This window comes from Calothrix rhizosoleniae SC01, from assembly GCF_900185595.1.
GTDB lineage: Bacteria > Cyanobacteriota > Cyanobacteriia > Cyanobacteriales > Nostocaceae > Calothrix_A > Calothrix_A rhizosoleniae.
In genome coordinates this window covers 1-24921 of the sequence record NZ_FYBH01000043.1, presented here as the reverse complement: position 1 = coordinate 24921, position 24921 = coordinate 1, and the positions used below count along the sequence as shown (strand labels likewise).

17 protein-coding genes are annotated in these 24921 nt (G+C 38.4%); 9 read left to right on the top strand and 8 right to left on the bottom strand.

What is annotated here, in order from left to right:
* Window positions 1-527 precede the first annotated feature (527 nt).
* From CALSC_RS02420 to CALSC_RS02410, 3 genes are all read left to right on the top strand, one after another.
* On the top strand, window positions 528-1769 hold the full coding sequence (locus CALSC_RS02420) for a phosphotransferase family protein (RefSeq protein WP_088239834.1): 1242 nt from the start codon (window positions 528-530) through the stop codon (window positions 1767-1769).
* A gap of 347 nt (window positions 1770-2116) precedes the next feature.
* Window positions 2117-3226 (top strand): T3SS effector HopA1 family protein, encoded by a 1110-nt coding sequence (locus CALSC_RS02415; protein ID WP_088239833.1) that lies wholly within the window; start codon window positions 2117-2119, stop codon window positions 3224-3226.
* A gap of 63 nt (window positions 3227-3289) precedes the next feature.
* Window positions 3290-3736, top strand: a complete 447-nt coding sequence (locus CALSC_RS02410; RefSeq protein WP_088239832.1) for an acyl-CoA thioesterase — start codon at window positions 3290-3292, stop codon at window positions 3734-3736.
* 2 nt (window positions 3737-3738) lie between these two features.
* On the opposite strand, the gene CALSC_RS02405 is transcribed toward CALSC_RS02410, so the two are convergent.
* Window positions 3739-5148, bottom strand: a complete 1410-nt coding sequence (locus tag CALSC_RS02405) for a 2-succinylbenzoate--CoA ligase (RefSeq protein WP_088239831.1) — start codon at window positions 5146-5148, stop codon at window positions 3739-3741.
* Between the two features lie 188 nt (window positions 5149-5336).
* Window positions 5337-6236: a 2-carboxy-1,4-naphthoquinone phytyltransferase gene (gene menA, locus CALSC_RS02400; RefSeq protein ID WP_088239830.1), complete on the bottom strand. Its 900-nt coding sequence runs from the start codon at window positions 6234-6236 to the stop codon at window positions 5337-5339.
* 278 nt (window positions 6237-6514) lie between these two features.
* Here menA and CALSC_RS02390 point away from each other — a divergent pair, with 278 nt between their 5' ends.
* The 5 genes from CALSC_RS02390 to CALSC_RS02370 all read left to right on the top strand — a co-directional run bounded on the left by CALSC_RS02390 (window position 6515) and on the right by CALSC_RS02370 (window position 11654).
* Window positions 6515-7930: an isochorismate synthase gene (locus CALSC_RS02390; protein ID WP_088239828.1), complete on the top strand. Its 1416-nt coding sequence runs from the start codon at window positions 6515-6517 to the stop codon at window positions 7928-7930.
* Window positions 7931-8205: 275 nt separating this feature from the next.
* Complete coding sequence (locus CALSC_RS02385; protein WP_088239827.1) at window positions 8206-8727, top strand: peptidoglycan-binding domain-containing protein; 522 nt, start codon at window positions 8206-8208, stop codon at window positions 8725-8727.
* A gap of 311 nt (window positions 8728-9038) precedes the next feature.
* Complete coding sequence (locus tag CALSC_RS02380; RefSeq protein ID WP_088239826.1) at window positions 9039-10508, top strand: aldehyde dehydrogenase family protein; 1470 nt, start codon at window positions 9039-9041, stop codon at window positions 10506-10508.
* Window positions 10509-11002: 494 nt separating this feature from the next.
* Window positions 11003-11308, top strand: coding sequence for a peptidoglycan-binding domain-containing protein (locus tag CALSC_RS02375; protein ID WP_235006651.1), 306 nt, complete (start codon window positions 11003-11005; stop codon window positions 11306-11308).
* A 121-nt stretch (window positions 11309-11429) separates the two neighbouring features.
* Window positions 11430-11654, top strand: a complete 225-nt coding sequence (locus tag CALSC_RS02370) for a peptidoglycan-binding domain-containing protein (RefSeq protein ID WP_088239825.1) — start codon at window positions 11430-11432, stop codon at window positions 11652-11654.
* Window positions 11655-11746: 92 nt separating this feature from the next.
* Here CALSC_RS02370 and CALSC_RS02365 read toward each other — a convergent pair whose 3' ends face one another.
* The 6 genes from CALSC_RS02365 to CALSC_RS02340 all read right to left on the bottom strand — a co-directional run bounded on the left by CALSC_RS02365 (window position 11747) and on the right by CALSC_RS02340 (window position 23835).
* Window positions 11747-12292, bottom strand: a complete 546-nt coding sequence (locus CALSC_RS02365; protein ID WP_088239824.1) for a GIY-YIG nuclease family protein — start codon at window positions 12290-12292, stop codon at window positions 11747-11749.
* Window positions 12293-12523: 231 nt separating this feature from the next.
* A complete protein-coding gene (locus CALSC_RS02360) occupies window positions 12524-15244 on the bottom strand; it encodes a glycosyltransferase family 2 protein (RefSeq protein ID WP_088239823.1) in 2721 nt (906 codons plus the stop codon).
* Between the two features lie 217 nt (window positions 15245-15461).
* Window positions 15462-17819 carry a cellulose biosynthesis cyclic di-GMP-binding regulatory protein BcsB gene (locus CALSC_RS02355; protein ID WP_088239822.1) on the bottom strand — a complete coding sequence of 786 codons (2358 nt, stop codon included), beginning with the start codon at window positions 17817-17819 and terminating at the stop codon, window positions 15462-15464.
* Window positions 17820-17976: 157 nt separating this feature from the next.
* Window positions 17977-19242, bottom strand: a complete 1266-nt coding sequence (locus CALSC_RS02350; protein ID WP_088239821.1) for a glycosyl hydrolase family 8 — start codon at window positions 19240-19242, stop codon at window positions 17977-17979.
* Window positions 19243-19546: 304 nt separating this feature from the next.
* Entirely contained in the window at window positions 19547-21838 is a 2292-nt protein-coding gene (locus CALSC_RS02345; protein WP_327331016.1) for a tetratricopeptide repeat protein, read from the bottom strand.
* A gap of 107 nt (window positions 21839-21945) precedes the next feature.
* Entirely contained in the window at window positions 21946-23835 is a 1890-nt protein-coding gene (locus CALSC_RS02340) for a porin (RefSeq protein ID WP_088239819.1), read from the bottom strand.
* A 267-nt stretch (window positions 23836-24102) separates the two neighbouring features.
* On the opposite strand from CALSC_RS02340, the gene CALSC_RS02335 reads away from it, so the two are divergent.
* A complete protein-coding gene (locus CALSC_RS02335) occupies window positions 24103-24843 on the top strand; it encodes an SH3 domain-containing protein (RefSeq protein ID WP_235006649.1) in 741 nt (246 codons plus the stop codon).
* Window positions 24844-24921 lie beyond the last annotated feature (78 nt).

The window sequence follows — 24921 nt, the reverse complement described above, 5'->3', positions numbered from 1 at the left end:
ATATCAATGATAGAAACTATTTTTTCCCGGTAATCAAGTTTTATATATTGTAATTGATGATTATTAACTACCAAGCTAACTTAGTTATCTTCATGACTAATAATTTTGTGAATATTGCATAGCAAGCATATTGATTTATGGCATCAATCCAAAATCCATAAGCTAAAATCAACATGAAGTAAATACTTAGATAAATATGGAAATAATACAATTATTTTTAGCAGGGTAATTGCCTACTATAGCTATATTTTAATCATCAAAAAATAGAAAAATAGATATAATTATCAGCAAGAGTACTTAATGTGTTTAAAGATTTAATGAAATTAGGCTACTAAATTTAAAGGAAACATGAAGTTAGGATTGCCATTTTGGCAAGTATTATCGATAAAAATCGGATATTAGTAGATTTTATGAATCTCTATTTCTCTTAAACTGTTATTAGTAGTTTCATCAATATTAGGATATATTCAAATCCATACTAAGACAAATATTTTCTTCAGTAACCTCCACTATCTAGGACACCATCCATGTTATTTTCACTGTCTTCTCACAATGTTATCCAGTATCTGCAAAAAGCAGGTCTGTGTAGCTTAGAAGATAGAGCTGTGACCGAACATGAATTACCACAAAGTAGGAAAAATTCTAACTTTTTGGTCAATTTATCAGCAGGTAATGGTCAACAACTATTAGTCAAGCAGGAAAAAGATATTACCAATGATGGTATTCCCCAAGAGCTTTTTAATGAGTGGCTGTTTCATCAATTGTTGCAAAAATTTCCGGTATTAGGAAATATTGCGGCGATGGCACCATTAGTGATTCATTTTGATCAAGAAAACTCTATTTTGGTGCGTAATTACCTCAGTGAATATCAGGAGCTACAGGGTTTTTACCAACAGCATGATATTTACCCGGAGGCGATTGCCACCGCTATTGGTAATAGGGTAGGGTTAGTTCATCGTACTACTTGTGAACGTCGAGAGTATCGTGATTTTATTGCAACTGCTCCCCAGGGACAGTTTCGCTATCAGTTCCACAATCCAGCACAAGGTATAGGAACTATGGGACCAGAGATTCTGGCTCAGGTTCCTGGTGATGCACTCAAATTTTATAGTCTCTATCAAAGCCATGAAAGTCTGGCAGCAGCGATCGCGGATTTGGCATATAATTGGCAACCATGCTGTTTGACTCACAATGACTTAAAATTAGAAAACATCATAGTCCATTCTCGCTGGCAACATCTAGACGACTGTCTAATTAAAATTATTGATTGGGAAGCTACATCTTGGGGAGATCCAACCTTTGATTTAGGTTGTTTATTGGCAAGTTATTTAGAAATTTGGCTGCAAAGTTTAGTAGTAGATAGCACCCTAGAAATAGAAGAATCCCTGGCTTTAGCTCTTGTTCCTTTAGAACTAATCCAACCCTCAATTATTGCCTTGGTTAGAGCTTATCTCAATGCCTTTCCAGCAATTATGAATTACCGAAGTGACTTTATGTTTCGAGTCATCCAGTTTACTGGTTTAAGATTGATCGATCGCATACAGGAAGAAATTATAGATCACCAACATTTCGATCGTCGAGGACTATGCATATTTCAGGTAGCAAATAATTTACTGACTACACCACAAAACTCAGTGGAGTCTATCTTTGGCATTCCTGAGTCAGAATTAATTCCAGATTTGTCAACATTTCAGGCTATTCCTGATTTAGAAAGGGAGCAAAATTTGCGACGTATTTACTATCCCACAACACGTTTGCGAGGTTGTTAAGGGAAGGGAAGTTATACTATTTTGAATTTTAGATTGTAAAAGATTTACTACATCAGTTTTTCTTTCTTTCCATCTCTCGCAATCATTTTTTAATACTAATTCAAATAATGTTTGCGACACATCTATTTTTTGTAAGGGCACGGCACTAGTAAAATAATTTTATATATTCAATGATTGACTGATGTTCCCTACCCATCTGTCCCATTCTTTTTTCAAAATTGTATAAATTGGTACTATAAAAATATCAAAGGATGTGATATTGATACAGGTATTCTTCCCTGGATGAAAAATTGATTGTCTATCTATTCCTATTTAATTATCCAAAATAAATATTTTTCAACTAATAGATGATAGAGATTGAAACTGATAATATTCATGATTATTTAGTGGATATTGCGCAAAATATCCAAATAAAACCTAATTTTTACATTTATCATCCTGATTATCAACCATTTACCCTACAACCTAAAATTGTAGATAGATTAAAGCACACCTCTCCACAATTACAACATAAGTATCTACAATTACTATTAAGAAACTTTATTTATGGAATCTATTTTAATGGTTGTTTAAAAAATATCTTATCAGCAAATACTGAGCAGAAAAATTATCTCCCATACCAAAATATAGAAGATAATTTAATTATTGGAATTGACTGGCAATTTTATGAACAGTTACACAGGTGTAATCATGGGGTAGGTTATTTCGATCCCGGCTGGCGAGTACTACGTTTAGAGCCAGATGGAAGTATCGCTGTGACTAAAAATAGTTTACACTTACACATAGAACCAGACTGGTTAATCGAATCACCTTGGCAATACCCTAAAGTTGGTCGAACCATTGCTGTCTGGATGAATAATAATAGATTAGAAAATGGTTTTTACATAGCCATGAGTAATTCTGGCGCGGAAAAATCAAACCAGCCAGATACGGATTTAGTAGGGGGGACAATATATTTTAATATCACTCCTAAAGGAGTGATCGCTCTCATGGATTATTTAACTATCCATTTGAATAGTGCTGCGATCCCTTTTAGGTTTCAAGCTCTTTACAATCCTGATGCTTACAAACGTTATAGCTCTGGATTACTCTATTTTTCCTGTCGTGACTACCCAGCAATCATAAAGATACTCAAAGCTGTGTACCCAGATAATAAATGCCATTTTCGCCCAGAAATCCCCTTGTTTACGAAATTTTTAGCACCAGGGCTCAGTTTTGCAGAAGCACCAAACCAAACAAATCCCCCTCAAGCAAGTTTTGGTATCCATCTCTGTCAAATCATGGCTAATGCTTTGTTAGATGCTGAGAAAAGAGGTAAAAACACCAGTAAGAGTAAAATCCGCATAATTCGTCAACATTTTGCCCATTTGGGGATTGATTTGCATTACCCTTACTTAAATCCTCATTCTTGCGACATTTATGAACCGTTAAATTGTGAAGATTTAAATTTGCGGTAAAATTAGTTTTGATAGTAAGCTAAATGGCTTACATTATGTTTCGTTTTTATCTTAAATATTACCATGTCCTTCACTTATCACCGTACTGTCAGATTTGGAGATACGGATGCTGCGGGAGTAGTATATTTTGCCAATGCATTGGCAATTTGTCATGAAGCTTATGAGGAGTCTTTAGAAACAGTAGGAATTAATTTACAAGATTTTTTTGGTAACTCATCTTTAGCATTCCCAATTGTCCATTCTAGTATAGATTTTTTCCGTCCTATGTTTTGTGGGAATAAGTTAATAGTCAGTTTAATCCCTCAGAAATTAACTGTTGAGAAATTTGAAATTAATTATGAAATTCTCATTGGTGATGTGATTGTCAGTAAGGCTGTAACTAGGCACGTTTGTATAGATACTAACACTAGGCAAAAAAATAAGTTACCTAGTCAAATGGTTCAGTGGTTAGATACAAATCGCAAGAATGCAGAAAATACGGAAAGAAGAAAATCAAGAGAATTTATTTAAAATCAATTTTTAAGTTTTATTTTACGAGAATCCATAGCTATTTTTTTGAGCTGTTGACGATTAATTTTGCCTTTTTCATTCCGATATATATCTTCAACCATAATCCAATATTTAGGAATTTTATATTTACTAATTTTATCTTGGATTAATCCGATAATTTTTTCCTGGGAATCTAAGTTTTTTTTGGGGACATAAATAGCCGTAACAGCCTGTCCCCAGTATTCATCTGGTATCCCAATCACACAAATATCAACTATTAAGCCTGTGGCTCTAATTACAGCTTCTATTTCTCCTGGATAGACATTTTCACCACCCGTAATAATTTTATCACTATTACGACCAACTATATGCAGATATCCTTGGTCATCAAAGAAACCTAAATCGTCAATTTTAAATTGGTAATTACTCATTGGTAATTGAGAACAATGTTGATAGTAACCAAGGAATAAAGATTTAGCTTGAATATGGATATTACCAACTTGATTTGTATCTAATTTTTGTCCTAATTCATTACAAATTGTCACATTTGCATGGGGAAGTATTTGACCGGAATTAATTTTACCCTGGAGAAAATCATCTGGTTTTAGTGTGGAAATTTGAGAAGCTGTTTCTGTCATTCCATAGGTTGGTGCTAGGTGAATTTTATGGTGCCTTGCTGTTGCTAATAATTCATCCCAAGCTGGAGCACCGCCTAAAAGTATCATATTAAATTGAGATAACCAGGTAATTAATAGTTCTTGTTGTAAAAGTCTTTGTAATTGGGTTGGGACTAAAGATAAACAAAAATCTCTAATATCGAGATGACATATTTGACCAGATTCTAATTCTTTAAATGGAGCGATAGCTAGTTTTCCACCAGTCACAAAAGAACGCATAAACTGCATTAAACCACTCACATGATAAAGAGGTAATACACAACATGAATTCACCTGCTGCAAATCAAAATATGTTGTAAATCCTTGGACTGATGCCATGAGAGTATCCCATGTATGGATAGCAAATTTAATTTTTCCGCAAGAACCACCAGTGGGAATCATAATCTGGTTTGGCATGTTTTTTTGACTAGCCATACCTGTATTTTTCCACTCTTCTATTGCCCCATAAATAACTGACTCTGGTGCCCAAATAATATCTGGTTGGACTAAGCCTAATACTTGCTGCCATTCATTTTTACCCCAACTAGGGTTACAAATAAATATGGGGAACTTAGCAGTACAAGCAGCAATAAAACCGGCTAAAAAATTTACTGGATTAGGTTCAGCTAAGATAATTATCGGTGGATTGATGTCTAGCAAATATGACGTTAATTCTAAATATAATTCCGTTGCTAGTTGCTGTAATTGTTGGCTATCAATACCAATTAACCAATTGCGATCGCTGATATATTGTAGATGCTCTAAAGGTGTCGCCATAAATCCTGTAGCCAAGTTTCCTTATCTTCAGTAAACTAGCGATCAATACCAAAACCAAACACTCTCAGTTGAGTCATAACAATTTTGGATTGTTGAGGGTAGCTACAGAATCATGGAAAGTGATCGCAACGAGGATGGACAAATTTTCGCCATATGGACGAAAATCAAATCCATAACCCATTCATCACCTATGTCAGTATAAAACCCACTCCCAATAAGACACAACTCCAAAAATGCACCGCTATGGCGATAAATTTACAATTACTGACTTTGTCTGGCTGGTGATGATTTTCTTGGACATGGCGACATAGTTTAATCGCAAAGGGTAAACTCAAAAAGCTCAGTAATGTCCATAGAGGGAAAATTCCCACAACCACAAACAAAACATTAAAAGCATAAATACTACCAGTAAACCACAATAAAACTTGAGCGCCTCTTTGGGTTCCCAAACGCACAATTGGCGATCGCTTTCCCGCAGCTAAGTCATCTTCAACTTGGTGAAAATGGGAACAAAATAAAATTAAACAGGTAGCAATCCCAACAATTACTGAAGCTGCTAAACTCATCCATGACCAACTCTGAGTTTGACTGTAGTAAGCAGCACCTATACCCAAGGGACCAAAAGCGAAAAAGCAAAGAATTTCCCCTAAGCCCCAATATCCCAACCGAAATGGCGGACCTTGGTAGAGGTATCCTAAAACACAGCAAAGTGAAATTATGCCAATTACAGTTAAGTCTTTTTGCCAAGTAGCTATTCCTACTATCAACAGTAAACCCAAAGCTAAACATCCATTTCCCAACCAAAATACTAATTTCTTATTACTAGTTAAATTAACTAGAGAATGGTGTTTATTTTGATCAATACCCGTTTCTGCATCAAAAACATCATTACTGAGATTTTCCCAAGCCAGAATTAAAATTGCAGCAACTACAAAAGTAATAAAAATTCCTCGGTCGAAACTTTGGGTTTCCGCAAAAGCCACAGCCGTTCCGATCCAGATAGGCATAATAGCCACACTATACATTGGTGGCTTGATAGCAGCCAACCATAATTTTTGCTGGGAAGATGGAATTTGTTTTGTAGTCATCAGTTGCAATTGTTGCAATTACGTAGAACCTATATTGGCAGCTATTTGATTTTAGTCGCAGTCAAAATACTGCTGTTTGTCTCCAATTGGTTAAGCTGGATTGGGACAGCCTATTGCCAGAAATGGCAGGAACTGATTATAACGGGAAAAATTTTATCCCAGCATCACCTTCAATTATCTAGTAAAAAAGCCTCCATTTATGTTACCTGTAAAAATACGACCATGATTTACCACTGTTTAGAAAGATAACTTCAAAAAAATTAACTATTTTCAGATCCATGACAGTTTCACCATGCGCTGCCGATTTTTTTGTATACAACAAGGAACTATACCAATTTCTATTATCTATTCAGCAGAATTGCCGACAAAATAATTGTACAAAAATTGCTAGTATTTCTCTAGAAGTTGACTTAGTAGATCCCCTAGTTGTCTTCACAAGAATGTCAAAGGCAAATCAGCTTAATTTTTACTGGGAAAATAAAGCTAATCAAGAGGCAATAGTTGCTATTGATGCTGTCATTCAACAAGAGAAGTCTGGATACAGGAGGTTTGAAGAGACAGAAGAATTTATGCAAAATGCTATAGTCAATATTAGTAGATTCTCGGTGCATAATTTACTATCTACTGAGCCTTATTTTTTTTGTGGATTTAGCTTCTTTTCTGAAAATGAGCAATTAAATTATCCTTTTTCTCCAGCAACTATATTTTTACCACGATGGCAAATTACTGTCAAAAAGCAACAATGTATATTAATAGCTAATTTAATGGTTTCTCCTCGGATAGAGATTACTAAATTGTTACAGTCTTTATGGGAAAAAGTTAATCTCATAAATTCATTCAAAGATATCTATCCAATCTTGCAAAACCAGGAAAATCAATTCCGACAAACATATGTAGTTGGCGCAGAAGAATTTAAAATTTCCATATTATCAGTATTAAATAAGATCAAAGCCAATAAAATGAGAAAAGTTGTTTTGGCAAACGCATTAGATGTAATTTCTAATCGTAAATTTGATTTATTTAAGTCATTAGATACACTCAGAAAACTACACCCAAATTGTTATATCTTCTCCACAAGTAATGGTAAGGGTCAAAACTTTATTGGAGCTAGTCCAGAAAGATTAATTTGTATTTCCCAAAAACAACTGATTACAGATGCATTAGCTGGTTCTGCTCCTAGAGGCACAACATCGATAGAGGATGCTGCTTATGCCGAAAGTTTACTCAATAGTGAAAAAGAAAGGCATGAACATAACTTAGTTATTGATTTTATTACTCAAAGTTTATCTCAACTAGGTCTATCACCCCAAATCCTAGCACCACGTTTGCGACAGTTGTCTAATATTCAGCATTTATGGACACCCATTACTGCTACTGTGCCAACTAATGTTCATCCCTTAAAAATAGTTGCTCAATTGCATCCTACCCCAGCAGTAGCCGGAACATTACCAGATATCGCTTGTGCCGAAATCCGTTGCTACGAAAGTTTTGAGCGAGGCTTATATGCTGCACCATTAGGATGGATAGATGCTGAGGGAAATTGTGAATTTATTGTTGGTATTCGTTCCGCATTAATCGATGGCGATCGCGCTAGATTGTATGCTGGTGCTGGTATTGTTGCAGGTTCAGATCCTGATAAGGAGTTGGCAGAAATTCAGTTAAAACTGCAAGCTTTATTGAAAGCCTTAATTTAACTTTATGATCTCTGATTGATTAATTAGTACATTGCAACGGCAACCAAAATAACATTTATAAACTGTCAAAGCCAGGATAAATAATAATTTTGACTGACCCATTGCATTACTAATGTGACAGAAAAATAACTGTCATCAGAAATACTTTTACGGATTTTTGTAGGTAACTCTGAAAGCATTATATACAGGGGATGCAAGCATATTTATTTATAGGATTTACCGTCTCTTGTATTCCACATAAAAATCAGAGTCAAAATATATTAGGATTCATAACTATGACATCTTCTACAAAAATTACAAACTCCATATCCCAATTAAATCAACCCATACTTGAACAAGGTTCTCGGGGTGAAGCAGTTAAAGAATTGCAAAAATTATTATTACCCCATCGAGTTTTTGTCTACCTAAATCAACAAGGCGCTTGCGTATTTCCAGGAGAAGAAGTAATTGATGGCATATTTGGGGCAAAAACCAAACAAGCAGTTATCCTCTACCAAAACATTAAGTTTCTTGTAGAAGATGGCATTGTAGATGATCGCACTTGGCGATCGCTTTATCAAGGCGCTCCAGTAGATATGCCAATTCTCAAGCAAGGTAGCAAGGGTGAATTAGTAGAAAAAATTCAGGCAAGACTGGCTATTAGTGGATACTATCAAGGGGAAGTTGATGGTGATTTTGGCCCCATTACAGAAACCGCAGTTAAAAATTTACAGCAACAAACTGGATTAGTGGTAGATGGAATTGTTGGCGATCGCACCTGGTTTGAGTTGAGTACTATTAATACTATTTTCTGTTAATAGTTGCCTTTGTATTTATGGGAAAACAGCCATATGTAATTTAGCCTCCAGTCCAATCAACTGGAGGCTTTGTAATGAATTCCCAAAATATTTATTTTTATCAATTACACGGAGACTTTTTGTAAACTTTGTGTAAAGCAAAATTTAATAATGTATTAAAAAACAACCATTTGTGCTGTATATCAGGAAACATGGTATTAGAGTCAATCAAAAATTAGGGAAGTCAAAATTGAAGAATTGTCATGATAATCACTTAATTCCCTGATTGGTAGATTGCCAGCATTTTTTGAAAAAAGCTTTAGGAGAACCTGATGGTTACGGCAACAAGACCAGAGCAACAGGTAAAAATTGGTCCCACCAAGCTACTGATTAACAACGAATGGGTAAACAGTGTCAGTGGTCGGAGATTTGAAACTATTAACCCCTCCACAGGAGAAGCCATTTGTGATGTTGCGGAAGCTGATGCTCCAGACGTAGATAAGGCAGTGCAAGCAGCTCGCATGGCTTTTACAAGCGGAGAATGGCGGCAAATGTCTGCCACCCGCCGGGGTGAATTACTGTATAAACTGGCAGATTTAATTGAGCAGAATATTGACGAATTAGCCCGGTTAGAAACCTTAGATAACGGCAAGCCATTACAAAATTCCTATGGTGACTTGGGATTAGTAATTGCTTGTTATCGCTATTATGCAGGTTGGGCAGATAAAGTACAAGGAAAGACTATCCCCATAAACGGTCCTTACTTCTGCTATACCCGCCATGAACCAGTGGGTGTGGTTGGACAGATTATCCCCTGGAACTTCCCCCTACTAATGCAGGCTTGGAAGCTTTCACCAGCTTTAGCAACTGGTAATACTGTGGTGATGAAAACTGCCGAACAAACTCCCCTATCAGCCTTACGGGTAGGTGAATTGATTATTGAGGCTGGTTTTCCTCCCGGTGTGGTGAATTTGCTGTCAGGATACGGACCAACAGCCGGGGCTGCGATCGCCAATCACATGGATATTGATAAACTGGCATTTACTGGTTCCACGGAAGTTGGACATTTAGTCATGGAAGCAGCCGCCAAAAGTAACCTGAAACGGGTATCTTTAGAATTAGGTGGCAAGAGTCCCAACATTGTGTTTGCCGATGCCAATATGGATGCAGCCATTGAAGGCTCTCACCAAGCTTTATTCTTTAACCAAGGACAGTGTTGTTGTGCGGGTTCACGAGTGTTTGTGGAAGAAAGATGCTATGACGAGTTTGTTGCTAAGAGTGTAGAACGTGCCCAACGCCGGGTTGTGGGCAACCCCTTTGATGAACATACCGAACAAGGTCCCCAAGTAGATAAAGACCAATTTGATAAAGTAATGAGCTATATCGAGTCGGGAATGCGAGAAGGGGCACAAATGTTATGTGGTGGACATAGCCTTGGCGATCGCGGTTTCTTTATTCAACCAACGGTATTTACCGATGTTAAGGACCACATGAAAATTGCCCAAGAAGAAATTTTTGGCCCAGTCATGAGTATCATCAAGTTTAAAGACATTCATGAAGTCATTGAACGGGCAAATAATACTATGTATGGTCTAGCCGCAGCTGTGTGGACTCAAGATATTAGTAAGGCACACACAATTGCTAATAATATCCGTGCTGGTACGGTGTGGGTAAATTGCTTTGATGTCTTTGATGCTGCTGCACCTTTCGGTGGTTTCAAGCAATCTGGTATGGGTAGAGAGCTTGGTGAATATGGTTTAGAGCATTACACTGAAGTCAAAACTGTTACTATTAAGTTGTAGTTGTGGCTTGTTCAGGAAACACCAACAAATAAATTATCCCGCAGGGGCACGGCATCAGCAAGATTCGTTATGAAGATTAAGGATTTTGGATTCCGTGCCCTTATAATTTTGGATATTATTATAAGTATATATTCCATACCGGCGTTGCTGACTTGAAGTATGAATTATTGTTATTTTTTGAGTAATTCTCCCTCAATCTCCCTGATTTGGGGAATTTACTGTAATTAATAACGCCAAAATATCTGATCAAAGAATTCACATTAATTTAAATTCATCATCCCTGACTTATTCCCCGTGTGACAGAAAAAGGCTCTGGTTTTAGGTTTTGAGCTTGTTCCTCAGTCTGAAGCAAATACGGTTTCTTAGGAGAGGGATAGTTATCAGGATTCTTGTATTTAACTCTTGAACAATTACTACAAGCTACTTAAGCATATTCATAAAAAATATTTGCGATCGCTCATCTTCCACATTAAAAATCAAAATTAAAATACATTATGATATCTTTGACAAAAATTACAAACTTCATATCTCCATTAAATCAACCTATACTGCAAGAAGGTTCTCGGGGTAAAGCAGTCATGGAATTGCAAAAATTACTATTACCCTATCGGGTTTTTATCCATCTAAATGAACAAGGTGCTTGCGTATTTCTGGGAAAAGAAGTAATTGATGGCATATTTGGCGCAAAAACCAAGCAAGCAGTTATCCTTTACCAAAACATGAAATTTCTTGTTGGAAATGGTATTGTAGATACTCAAACTTGGCGATCGCTTGAACAAGGTGCTCCAGTAGATAAGTAATCAAACAAAAATATTTACCATTATTACAAACTACGCGAAATAATCCTAACCCTTGCGATTGCTTCGTTTCACTCCGTTACACTCGCAATGACATTGTGTAATTAATTATGTTTAACTACTTATGCCAATTCTCAAGCAAGGTAGCAAGGGTGAATTAGTCGAAAATATTCAGGAAACCCTAGCTATTATTGGATACTATCAAGGAGAACTTGATGGTGATTTTGGTTCCATTACAGAAACCGCAGTTAAAGACCCACAGAAACAAACTGGATTAGTGGTAGATGGAATTGTTGGCGCTCGCACCTGGCTTGAGTTGAGTGCTATCCATACTATTTTCTGTGAATAAATTCCTCTTAACCCATCCAGGTAGTTTTTGTTCCTATAGCGATACCCTTCTAGGGTATTGCATCAAAATTGAGATACTCCCGATTTAATATACTATTTTAAATCCAATAAACCTGATTGTTTTAACTTAGGATTAAAGCGAATCTGTATTTGTAAACCTCGCTGTTGCAATCCTTGCAAAATATCTGCTTCCACTCGCATAGCAACATTTTTCATGATTTTCATTTTTGCCATCTCATCATTCATGGGATTATCATAATTAGCCTTTTCTTCTGGAGTAATTAAGGCTTTCACATCTATGGGCTGAGTCCATTTTTCTCGATCTTCACCATTCCCCATAGGTATACTGCCATTTTCCGCAATCCAAGCCTCCTGAATATTTTCTAAAATACTGCGGCTTGGACGTTCAATCGTTTGACATTTGACCCAATAACATAATTCTGGTTGGCGTACTAAATGTTGCTTTAAACTTGCATATACATCACGGGAATATCCTACAAACTGTAAGATTTTTTCTTGATTAAAGATGGCGTATATCCCGATTTTTTTCTGCAATACTTCAGGCAATTCCCCATTCCCATCTATATAAGGAATATATTCTAAATTTACTAAATTTACGAATTCGTTTTCCACAGTCATAAATATAATTTAAGCTTATAACAATAAAATTAGCCTATGGCATTCAGCAGTTTCTGTCACTATTTCACCAAAATTTTCTTGTTAAGAATCATAAAATTGCTTGTTAATTCATTATTGAATATTGACAATAACAAAAGAGTCTGCATATATGCAGACTCTTTTATAAGATTAACAATAGATGGATAAATAAATTTATTTTCAATCTACCGAAAATTATACCCTATAGTGAAATCAAAGAGCATGTAAAAGCTCTTTTATCTTGGTAGATTGGCGTTGCTGGAATTTTTCTGGGAATTTTAACTCCAGAATAATCTTACCAACAGTATCTTCTTCAACCACAATAATTTCGGCAATAAAACGACTAGGAAGTAGATTGGCGATGTTTGGATCAGAAATGTCAACTTGTGGCAATTGATCTAAGTTCTGTCCATATGATGTTTCTGTATCTCCAATCAAATCATTCATGTCTTCAGCTAGAGGAGGATTTGTTTGGTGAGCTAAAATTAAACCAACTAACGGCTTAACAGTTCGCATTCTATGTAAATCCTCTTGTCCAATAAATCTGTCAGCAGATAAGGATTTATTACTTTGCAACTCCAGCCTCACTCCTGTAACTCCCAATTCTGTAGCTAAACCAGGGAAAAAATGACCATCCCAGTAAAATTGACCTAGAGCCTGTACTTGTTTGCGTACTTTGAGACGATCAGTAGGTTTAATCTCCCGTAAAGAACGAGGTAAACTGGTAGCCAGAAAACTCAGAGAAGCAAATGGCTGGTCTATATCCTGACGTTTCTGGGAATACCATTCCCGCACATCTGAATACAACACTAAGTTTAAAGCATCTAGTTGTTGGCGGGAGAGATTAATAAAATCGACTCCTAAACGAGTATAGTTATTATCAATTGGGGAAAGACGCACAACCCTGGCTGTGACAGTGGCACGGGCACTAAAATCCCCCATAATCTCTATCTGGACTTCATCTGGTAAATTTGGCCAAGATTCTAAGTTGATTAACGCCCCCGTCTCAGAAATATTGGTGGTTTCACCCATAATTGCCTGTCCCTTGCTGGAAATAACTACAGGAAGACGACGTTGCAAACGGTGAGAGGTACGTATTTGGGGTTGCTCGAAGCCTACTAGCAATGCTGCTACCAACAAAATCAGATTAAATCCAGACCACAAAGTGTTTACTAATACTGCTTCTGTATCCTCTGGACGTAGTAATAGCCAGTAAGGTATAGCCATTAAAGAAATCACAACCAGGGCAGTAACTATTACCAGACCACGCATGGATTGCCAGTCAAATGTACGTTTATTTACATTTACCCCTTTATCTGTAACATTAAATGAACCAAGTTTAGGGTTAATCAATGCCATCATTGTCACCCACCCTGCTTGGAAAGACATGACAAATTCAAAGATTTCGTTCCAGAAGGTGAAGCGGACGTGCTTGTAAATAATATAGTTGGTAAATAGTGCTAGTAATACGTGGGGAAGGGCATAAGCCAAAGTTTCTAAACCCAAACCCTGAATAGGGTTAATGCCGAATAATAAAAATAAAGTGGGGATAATGGCATATACCAGTCGGGGATAGCCATAGAGAAAGTGAGAAGTAGCACTGAAATAACAAATTCTTTGGGCAAATGTAAGATTTAGTTTAGGGTTAAATAACGGGTTTTCTAGGCGGAGAATTTGCGCCATTCCCCTAGCCCAGCGCACTTGTTGACCAACATAGGCAGAAAAGGTATCTGGAGCCAAACCAGCTACCATAATTTTGTCGTAGTAAATAGATTTATAACCCCGTGAATGCAGGCGTAAAGCAGTATGGCAGTCTTCTGTCACCGTTTCTACGGCAATTCCCCCCACTTCTAGGGCGTGGGTTTTACGAATCAATGCAGCAGAACCGCAGAAGAAAGCGGCATTCCAGTAATCGTTACCTTTTTGCAGGACTTTATAAAATAGTTCGTTACCTACAGGCACCTTGCCATCAGTAAGTAAGTTGCGCTCAAAGGGGTCGGGATTATAAAACCAGTGGGGAGTTTGCACAAAAGATACTTGAGAATCGTAAAAGAATCCCACTGTATGTAACAGAAATTGTCGGGATGGAATGTGGTCGCAGTCAAGAATTAATACTAAATCTCCCTGGGTACGATGAAAGGCGGTGTTAATGTTGCCAGCTTTAGCATGGTTATTATCATTTCGGGTCATGTGAATACAGCCAATTTCTTCACACATTTCCCGCAGCTGTTCTCTTCTGGCACGGAATTTTTCTCGACGGGGATCATCTTCTTTATATCTTTCTGGACGACCATCATCAAGGATATAGACTTTTTTCTTTCCAGGGACATATTCGCAAGCTAAAGCCGCTAATGCTGTTTTGCGAACAATCTCTACATCTTCATTGAAAGTAGGTATATATATATCAACTGTAAACCAATTTTTTTCAGGAATTTTCGCCAAATTAACTGGTTTACGTTCTTTAATTTTTAACGTTTGAAAATATGCCAGAACTAAGGTGATGATGGCGTAAAGTTCTGCTCCATACAGCATTAAACAAGCAATACTGTTGACAATGCCATCAAAGTTAAGGGTGTAACTGGTGCGATAGTACAAGTACCGCATTGTTGTGATTAAACTCAGCCACACCATAAATAGGTGGTAGTACTGGCTAATTTCAGCAGAGGATTCTTTACCCTCAGCCTGCACTGCTAAGTAACCGATCAGTATGAGAAAACCAGCAACAACTCCTTGTTGCCAACGTTCTAATGGTGTTGTAATCAGTGGTACTGAAATTAAACATAGTAGGAGGATAAACCACTTAAAATACTTAACACCTACTTTTTGCAGTAGGCGATCGACAAATCGTGGTGTCAAGTCAATAAGCCAACGGCTAAATTTGGAGCGCTTATGGTTATCTTGCTGATTCGGTGGTCTGAAGGAGGACGAAGACATTGGTGATGGAGAAACTTTCTAGTGGGGATTTATCAGACTATTGGGGATTTTAACCTTTAGATTTATTTCCACAATAAATGTGGTAGTGTATATAATTTACTATTAAAAAATCAGTGGTCAATTACCGCTAAAAGCTATTGGGTTGTATGTATTTTCTTCAAGCGGTAATTAGCAATCTGAAGCACTTTTAACCTAATCACCAATAAGTGAATCAGGGTTATTTACTATCATTGGGATCTACACGTTTGAGATATAGCTGAGCAATACCATAGAGTAAAAGAGATATGCCCACTATGCTTGTAGGTAATAACAACCAGTTTTCTTGTATTAATCGAGATACTTTACTCAGGATTGAGGTATTTTCAACACGGCTAGTAGAGGGAGCATCTTGGAAAAATGCTAGTTGATAAGCATCGGGGTCATAAGGAACAGGGTTAGCCCGATTGCTATCAATTAAGACTGTATCTTTCTTAAGTTGAAAGAACCATGAGTCTTGATTAAGAATCTGTCGGACTCGATCTAAACCTGTGGATGTTTGAGCAGTTAAAGCTAAGATGACGCGATCACTATTCCAAGGAGAAATAACTTGTTTGATTGCCCCTTGTTTATCTTGAGGTGTTTGAATTGTTGCGGCTGTGGCTGAACGAATAAATCCTTGACCAAAATTAAAACCTTGGGGCTCCTTAAACACTTCTGGGAAGGGAAACTGATCTAAGGTACCAATGCCCACTAAATGCTCTTCTTTCCGCACAGCCCCAGGTAAAGAGTCAGGAGTATAAACTTTCAGTTTAATGGTATCTGCTCGGCTAAGTCGTCCCAAACGCTCACTCAAGGCGAATAAAGTCAATATATCTGTATCAGTGGGAATAGATGGTAACACCACTGCGGTTCTAGATAAATCCTGGGGTGCAGCAAAGGGGAATCCAAATTGCAGTAATTTGAGGTTAGGGAGCTGTATGGAAGTCTCTCGTTTTAGATCAAAGCTAGTATCAGTATGGATTGTGCCTGATAATTGCTCCACAGGTGGAGCCGTACAATTTTGTCTATCAAATGGTTCCCGAGAATTCATACGGAAAAACACTTGCAACTTGGAATTTGGCTTAATTAAGTTGGCAGGTAAATCGACTTTTAAGTTTTGTCGGGTTTGTCCAGATTCAGATGTGAGACGAGCTCCACCGATAAACACTCCATCTAGAAGTACTTCCACAGCCGAAGTTCTAGGATTAACTTGGGGCCCATAACTATATACCAAGTTCATGGAACTACCGCGCAAAAATCTATCATCTGGTAAAGCACGGAAATCAATTTCCACGGGTGGCGCTCCCGAACCTCTGACGGTGACATCAGAGAATGGTTCTCCATTTAGCTGGGTTTTAATATCCTTAAGCTGAAAACTATTGGCTTCTGGTAAGTAACGGGGCCATTTACGAACTCCCGGAGTAACGACTTCTTGCAGCCGATCTACAAATACGACTTTACCTGTACTCATTTTTTGCACTTGGGGCTGACTTAAAGCTTGGGCTGCTTTTGCCACACCTTTTGCTCCATTTCCTGTCACAACTAAGACGGGCACGCCATTCTTAGTTGTGGTCATGAGTAATACGCCGCGATCGCTAGGTATGGGATTCTGATTGGTATCGAGAACTTGGGAGCCGACAATTTTAACGGGTAATTTCAGATCGGCTAAAAATGGCTGTTCGCTGGGAGTACCGACAATCACCAGGCGATCATTGTCTTTGACATCATTAATATTGGTAATGAGATTAGTCTGGATGGGACGAAAATCTGCTAGTCTGCCAAATGAGGCTTGTAAACGGCTGGTAGCAGTTAGCCAAGATGGAGCAACTTGATTAGGTTGCAAATAGACAATACGATTGGGTTCTAAACTCAGTTTGTCAATAAAAGGATATGGATACTGACTAAAATTAAGAGCGATTGGTTGGGGCTGAAACTGGAAAATTAACTTGGAATCTGGCAAAATTTCTGTCCAAAGTTCTGGGCTACCAGGATCACTACATTGCTCTGAATTATTTTGTTGGGCAACAATTCTTAATTCGTTGTAATCCTGAAGCATTTTGGAGGGAATATTTAGCAGTACCTGCCCCACTTTCGACTCTCTACGGTTGAGAGGTATACTGCCGATACTAGTATTGTTAATTAATACTGTCAGACTAGAACGGTTGGCGTAAAGAGCTGGGGAGTGTTGAAAACGGACTAAGGCTTTTAAGCTTTTCACATTCCAACTGCGGGGACGGGTGAAGCCTAGGCGAGTTTCCGCATAACTTCCTTGCAACCGCAAACGATTACCAACAATGGGACTACGATTAAATTCTAGATTATGGGTAAATAATTTCGGCTTTTCCGGACTTTTTGCAGGAATTTTCAGATTTTTTGGAGTTGCTTGAGCCAACAAAGTCACTGGCTGTTGTAATGACACCCTTTGTTTTTGTTGATCTTGGATCTCCTGTTTTCCTTCTGCTCGTGCCCTTAATAAAGGATTTGGCAACAGCAGGAAGCAAAAAGCAATCGCAATTGCTTTTTGATTAAGTTGGGAAAGTTGAAACAACAGCTTCATGGGACAGGTAGTTAATTATAGAGATTGACTTAAAACGGAAGTGTAATTTTTATTATTTACTCTTGGTTAAAAATACTGGAAACAAATATGTCCTTTTATAACTCATAAATAAACATTGTTATGTGATTTTGAGGGAAAAAACAAAATATAGTCGCTTCTAATTCTGATTTAGTAAATTTTGAGACACAATTGTTGGTGGTATTAAACCAAGCCAAGCTAAGTTTTGGGTGTAATAAGCTGACTTATCATCCCAAATCCCTTGATTGTATTTAGGTAAGATTTTTTGCTCTAATATTTCTTTGGCTAACTGTGGTTTGATTGATATCCAGGCAGCATAAAGCATGGTGTATTGAGATGTGGCTTCATAATCCACTAAAGCTTTTCCTGTAAGGTCAATACGAGCTGGTAATTTAGACTTTTCTTGCCATTGTTTTTCTAAGTATTGGGTTGCTGTTTGTAGATATCTTTGGGCTGGTTTAGCATTGAACCATTGAGCATCTAAGGCTAATCGCCACCACACTCTATAGGCATCAAAACTATACAGAGTTTGAATTTTACTATTGGGTGATAGAGCTTGGTATTTCCCTGTTTTAATATTCAAAGCTACCCAGTCACTAGGTAAGTTTACTTGAGAAAGCTGGGATGATTTCTCTAGGATCTGGTAACTACTGTCTACCAACTTTAACCAGTCTCTTTCTGGATCTACCTGGGCAAATATCCGGAAAGCATAGGGGGCGAGATAGGAGGGATTGAGATGTAAAGTGGATGAATTAGGGATAAATGCAGATTTAGGGCCCGGTAGAAGGTAAGGCTTACCTTCTGGTCCTAAAGCTGTGGACAGGTTCCACAAATCTTGCAGTTTAGTTTTCGCCAGTTGCAGATATTCCTTCTGATGCCAGCGACGTGATGCCAGAATTAAAGCAACGATGGCATCAATATCACCGTCACTAGCAAAGTTGTGATCAATTGCTCCCCATTTTCCATTTGCATCCTGACCCCACTTCCAAGCCCACAAACTATCGGTTTGTTTACCATTTTCTTGACGCTGGAGATTATTTTCTGCCCAGTTTAAGGTTAAAGCAAAGGTTTGAGGATCGTCGATCATGACTGCTCGTAGCATCGCATATGCTTGCCCTTCACTGGTAGAGCGATCGCTAGCTTCATAATCAATCACTCGCCCATCACTTTGGATAAATGACTGGCGATAACTTTCCCAGCTCACAGCGAGTAACTCTCGATTGGGAGTTGATGGAGGTAATTTGGTTAAAAATACTGGGGTATTTTGATTTTGACCATTTACAGATGGAGTTGCTGTGATTACAGGATTAGTTGTTGGTTGAGAGTTAAAAATAGGAAGACTTGCATCACAGGCATATAGGCTAATTGGGCTAACAATTGTTGCCAAGATTGCCAGGTGTCGCATGGTTAATGAAATAGTTTGCAGACAATGTAATAGAGTACTGAACTAATTCTCAGTAATATCTCCATATTTATTATTCCCAAATAGCCCTTAATTATTAACTTAGATAAGTAATTTGTTCCAAATTTTTGGCAAAGGAATCAGTGTTACGGAATTGGAATATGAATTTTAGCAACTGGATGAATCAAGAGGATGAACGGGGTGTAGGGGATAGGGAACGCCATACTTAAAAGAAGGGGCTTGCACCAAGATGTCGGGGCTCATTTTTCCCCTACACCCTACACTCCCCAAAGGGGCTAGTACGAGTTTATTTTGAATCCTTACCTCGCCGCTCATAGCTTTCCCAAGGGGGCTGAAAACCTCGCCGCAGCAAAAAGTCTTCCCGCAACTGTTGCATCTGCCGGGATACATCCACATCTGTAGCTCCTTGGGAAATTTGCTCCAGTTGCAGTTGTTCCAATTGTGCCAATGCTGCTAAAGGTTTATCCATAATTGCATTCAAACCCGCTAAAGCTCGACGTGCTTCTTTGTCATCTGGCTTGAGTTCAACTACTTCCGTATACACCTGCTGGGCTGAATCAAACTGGCGCTGTTCAAAACGAATTCCTCCTAAAGCCGCCAAAGCATCGGTATTATCTGGCTCTGTTGCTAAAATACGCTCATAAGCTTTGCCAGCTCGGTCAAAATCTCCAATTGCCCTGGCTAATTCAGCTTGTAATTGGTCAGTATTGGAATTTTGGGGCAAATTAGCCAGTAAACGCTTTACCCTAGCTCTGGCTAGTGCAGGACTACGTTCGGCGATCGCCTGCACTAAGCGCATTTGCAGTCTAATATTACTAGGCTCAATTTGGACTAAGTAATTATACAGAGGTACCCTTTGGGGTGTAGTTGGCAGTGCTGTCACCAAACTAAATAATTCTGGGGGGGTATTAGTTGCTGGTTGGGTTGCTAACCAATTGTTCAGAAATCCTTCAGCTTGGACTTGGGAAATCATTTTGGCTTGATAAGCAATACTAGTACGTCCCAATTGAATATTCAGATTTTGGGGATTAAGTGCCAGGAGTTGGTCATAAGCAGCTAGTGCTTCTTGATACCGCTTTTGTTGTAAGCGTACCCCTGCTAGTCCCTGCCAAGCTGCATTCACAATGTCATTGCCCGGATTAGTTCCTAGTAAAGCTTGGTAACGTCGGGCACTTGCCTGGAAATTACCTTCTTGCCGTTCAATTTCGGCTGCTAATAACTGGGGTGCTAGGTCTTTTTTCCCTTGGCTAGTTGTGGTGTAGGCTGCTAAAGCTTGTCTAGCACTGGTCATATCCTGGAGTTGCAAATAAATCTGTGCCACTCGAAAATACAGAAATGGCACGTTCACCCCTGAAGATGTGACCCTAGGTTGTAAGAAATTTTGATAAACAGGCAGCAATTCTGGATCGGGATTATCTATGTCTGCCAATGCTAATGCCAGTGGTTGCAGTTGGGCAGGTTTATTAGGTAAGTTCTGGAAGATGGGGAATAAACGCTGCTTCAGAGCATTTTTGGTTAATAAACCTAACTTATTTTCTAAAGCTAGCTGCTTAATTTGTAAACCTCTGTCACTAGGGGATTTTGACAATGCTTGCCGATACAACTGTAGTGCCGCTTGTTTCCCTTGGGGTAAACCACTAAAGACATCACCGGCTTCTTTCAGGAGTTGGGAGGAAGGATTGGGGTTGTTTGTCAATGCCTGACGATAAAGGTTGCCGACTTGCTGTGTTAAGGCAGGATTATTAGTGCTTTTACGGATTTCATTTAGTGCTCTAGCTAACGGCAGTAAAGTATCCGCACGACCTTTTAAAGGATCTAAAATTGCTAATGCTTGTGCTTTTTTTTGAGTTCCCAGGTAAGCGATCGCTAATTCTTTACGGGTTTCAATGGCTACGGTATCTAAACCAGAGGAACGCTGTAATTGTGCCTCTAATACCTGGACTGCCCCGGCTGCATTGCCAGTTTCTCTTAAAGTCCGACCATAGGCAACAGCAGCAAACCCTTGAATATTTTTACCAGTACCTTGATAACGGTTAAACAATTGCAAAGCTTTGGGAAAATCACCTGTGTAACTGTAGGTTTGAGCCGCACCCAAAATTGTATCTGGGGTAGGATTACCATTGAGAGCAATTTGATAATCGGCGATCGCTTCTGCAAATCTTCCCTGGTATGAGTATAGTGTTGCCCGCAAACCACGAGCTTCTCCATCATTGGAGTTGAATTGCAACAAAGTTGTCAATGCTCCAATCCCTTTGGCATTCCATTGAGGACGATAAGTACCCAACAAACCAATGGACTTTAATGCTAGTTGGTTGCTACCATCGACTTCTAACACCTTTTGATAGGCATTCCAAGCTGCGGAAATCTTCCCAGCCCGACGATAGGCAATAGCTAAACCCAATCTAGCTTGTAAGGACTGGGGTCTAGTCTTTAAGACTTTTTTGAAGGTTGTGATCGCATCATTTACCAGCCCTTTCTTTAATAAATTGAAACCCTTTTTTACTGCTTGAGGTAACTTTTGTGTCTGAGCGGTGGCAATATTGCTACCCAAAGCTGGCACATTAATTGGGTAAGTCAAAAGGACAAATGAAAAAGTAAAAAGAGAAATACTTTTCATCCTTCTACTTTTTTGCTTCGTTCCCCTCCCAGGACAGCGAATACTTTTTTTGTCTTTTTGCCTTTGCCTCATCGAGAATTTCTCCCCCTTGGAGTCACATCAAACTCTGATTTCACACGAATACCCAAAACTGTCTCTTCAAACTCATCCCGTCCTTGAATAGTAAAACCCAGTCGCAGATTGGGGAGAAATTTGAAATCATAGAACAGTTCCATCACATCTGGGTTTTTTCCATCATTGAGCTTTTCGTTGGATAATTCCCTGCCGTAAGCTAAACCTAATCTGTCATCAGGTGTGAATATATCCACAAAACTAGCTCCCACTACATAGGTATCGCCACCCTCGCCCAAGTCACGGTTTTCATAACGTCCATAACGTCCGAAAAGACCCAATTTGAGTTGGGGAATAAATACTTCAGCATTGATCCCGTATGCTTCTTCTCGATCATCTTCCAAGGTTCCAAATTGGTCGTTTCCTCGGGAGATACCAAAGCTTTCCCGGAAACTATCATTGTTTCCAGAATCGCGATCAGAAGCATAAGTACCGCGAATAATCGCATTACCATAACGAATAGCAATTTCTCCCGCGAATCCATCTAAGGAAAAGTCACTAATTCGATCTGCTGATGAGAATATAGCACCTTTTGCTTCAATGTTGTCAGTAACACTCCAGTTAACCAGAAGACCAGGGCGAGATGCAATACCCGTAGATGAAAGTGCTGGATTAGTTTGAAAAACAGGGTTGAAAAATTGGCTAGCCCCATCTTTAGCAAAGCTGTTGCGGTCAAAATAAGATGTTAAATCTAATTGACCAACTACAAACCGTAAATTAGGTAGTCCTGTTAAGGATGTAGCAAAATATAGTTCGTTGATGTTAATCCCTTCTCCCTGAGAATCATCAAAGGAGTTATCCTCACTGGAAACATCTATTGTTGCTCCAAATAATACTTGAGGAGTTATGGGATATACCCCTGTAAGTCTTGCCCGTGCTGAGGTATCACTTCCTTGGGTTAAATACACGCCCTCTAACCTCAAATAAGGTTCTCGCAAAGAGGTGCTGGAAATTAGATTACCCCTTTTATTAATTGCTGTTGGCACCTTAGTATTGGGAATCGCAGTGGGAGAATTCCCATTAAGTAACTGCTGTCTACCATTATTATTAGGCAATTGGGGTAATGGTGCTGTTTGAGATTGATTAAATGTGGGTGCTGTAAACTCTTGGACTTGATTATTGTTAAATGACCCTGGAGCAGTTTGGTTATTTAGTATTTGATTAAAAGTCGGTGTACCAGTGTTTGTACTGGTATTTGCCATATTTGCTCCTGGTAATGGGGGTAATGCAGGTGCTTGAGCATTTATTAGTTGATTAAAACTGGGGACTGTCCTATTCCCTTGATTAACAACTGCTCCCTGTCCTGGGGAATTCAAAAGTTGGTTAAAGGTAGGTGCTCTAGGAATAGAATTTTGTTGATTATTTGCTGTACCCGGCAATCCTAAACCTAAGTTAGAATTATTGTCCCCTGCTGCTATTAAGGGTTTATTGCTCGGTTGTTCGATTTTCAGCTTTTGTTTTTTCCCTGTTACTTGCTCCTGAATAAAGGAGTTTTCTTGTTGGTTGATATCCGCAGCAGGTACTTGCTGACGAGCATTAGAAAGTGAATTTTGTGAGGGTGCTGCTGCAAGATTGGCATCTTGGGCATTCGGTGGTGGTGGTGCTTGCTGCCAACCAGGTTTCTTTTTATTACTAGGTACTGGTGATCTGGGTACAGGTAACATATTACCCAAACCAATCTGAAAAGTAGGAACTGGTTGTTGGGGTCTTCTTGTCTGAGCAGCAGCAACTTTAGTAACTACTATTACCCAAAAGAAAGAAAGTGAGGCAGCATAGAACCAAAAATATAACTTATGGAGCCGATAGGGTGAAGTAAATTTATGACAATCTGATACAGTGTGGCTCATGAGCCTCTCTAAATAAATAATTCAGTATGGGTTTACTTTTACGTCGTAACTTTAGCAAATAAATCAAGTATATTCGACTAATCTAAAATTTTGGTATATTCTGAATAAAGTTGTATCAACAAATAAGTTTTTAATTGATTTACAGCTATTTTTAGAATTAATAGGTAAAAATATAGCTTATATAAATTTTAAATAAATTTAATCAGTATTTTTCTCAGGTTTACTATGATTTATCGCTTTATAATGTCAAATATACTGAAAAAATCATTGAAAAGTTATTTCAGTCTGATTTTTTTAATTCTGTTGTCATTCAGTTATGGTTGTGTTAAAAATACACAGCCGGATGTCAAGTTAGAAATTAAAAACATACAGCCAGTATCCAGTAAAGGTTTATACAATATTGTAGGTAATACTAATTTACCTGAATCTAGTCAAATTAGTATTATGGCAGTCAGGTACTTGTATCCAAATACCACAAGTGGAGATGAATCCTTGCAATATCCCGAGGGTAGAAAGCAGTCTATCCTAGCTCGCCAAAATGTAAGGGTCAAACAGGGAAAGTGGGAAGCGCAACTCAATCTCTTGCAAATTGGCTCTGATGGTAGTTTTCAGGAAATTTGGCAAACAAATCAAGGCCATACTCAACTACTTGCAGACAGTGGAGTAATTTTTATCGCTGCCTTCGATCCTTCCAGCCAGGTGGAAGTTGCCAAGAAATCAACATCAGCTACTAATACTAAACAAGTAATTGCCCAAAAATTAGCAGGTCCTTTGCTTCGTTTTACTAACGAAGGTGAAAAATATGTGCAAGCTAGTCAAACTTTATTGATATCCTTACCAGAAGGAAAAACAAGACCTCCTCGTTTGCGGGCTGAAGATGTGAATGGAGGCTGGGGTAATCGATACCAAGTCCCAACCCAAAGGTTAGCTGTTCGAGCTAATGCAATTCCAGTAATTAAATTTAGTCAGACTAATGCTCGCTTAAGTGCTGCGGAATTTTTACGCTGATAGATTTTATAACTATCTAGATTTTTCCCACACCCTCTGGTTTTTCCATATACTGTGAAAAACCAGAGGCATCCCCAA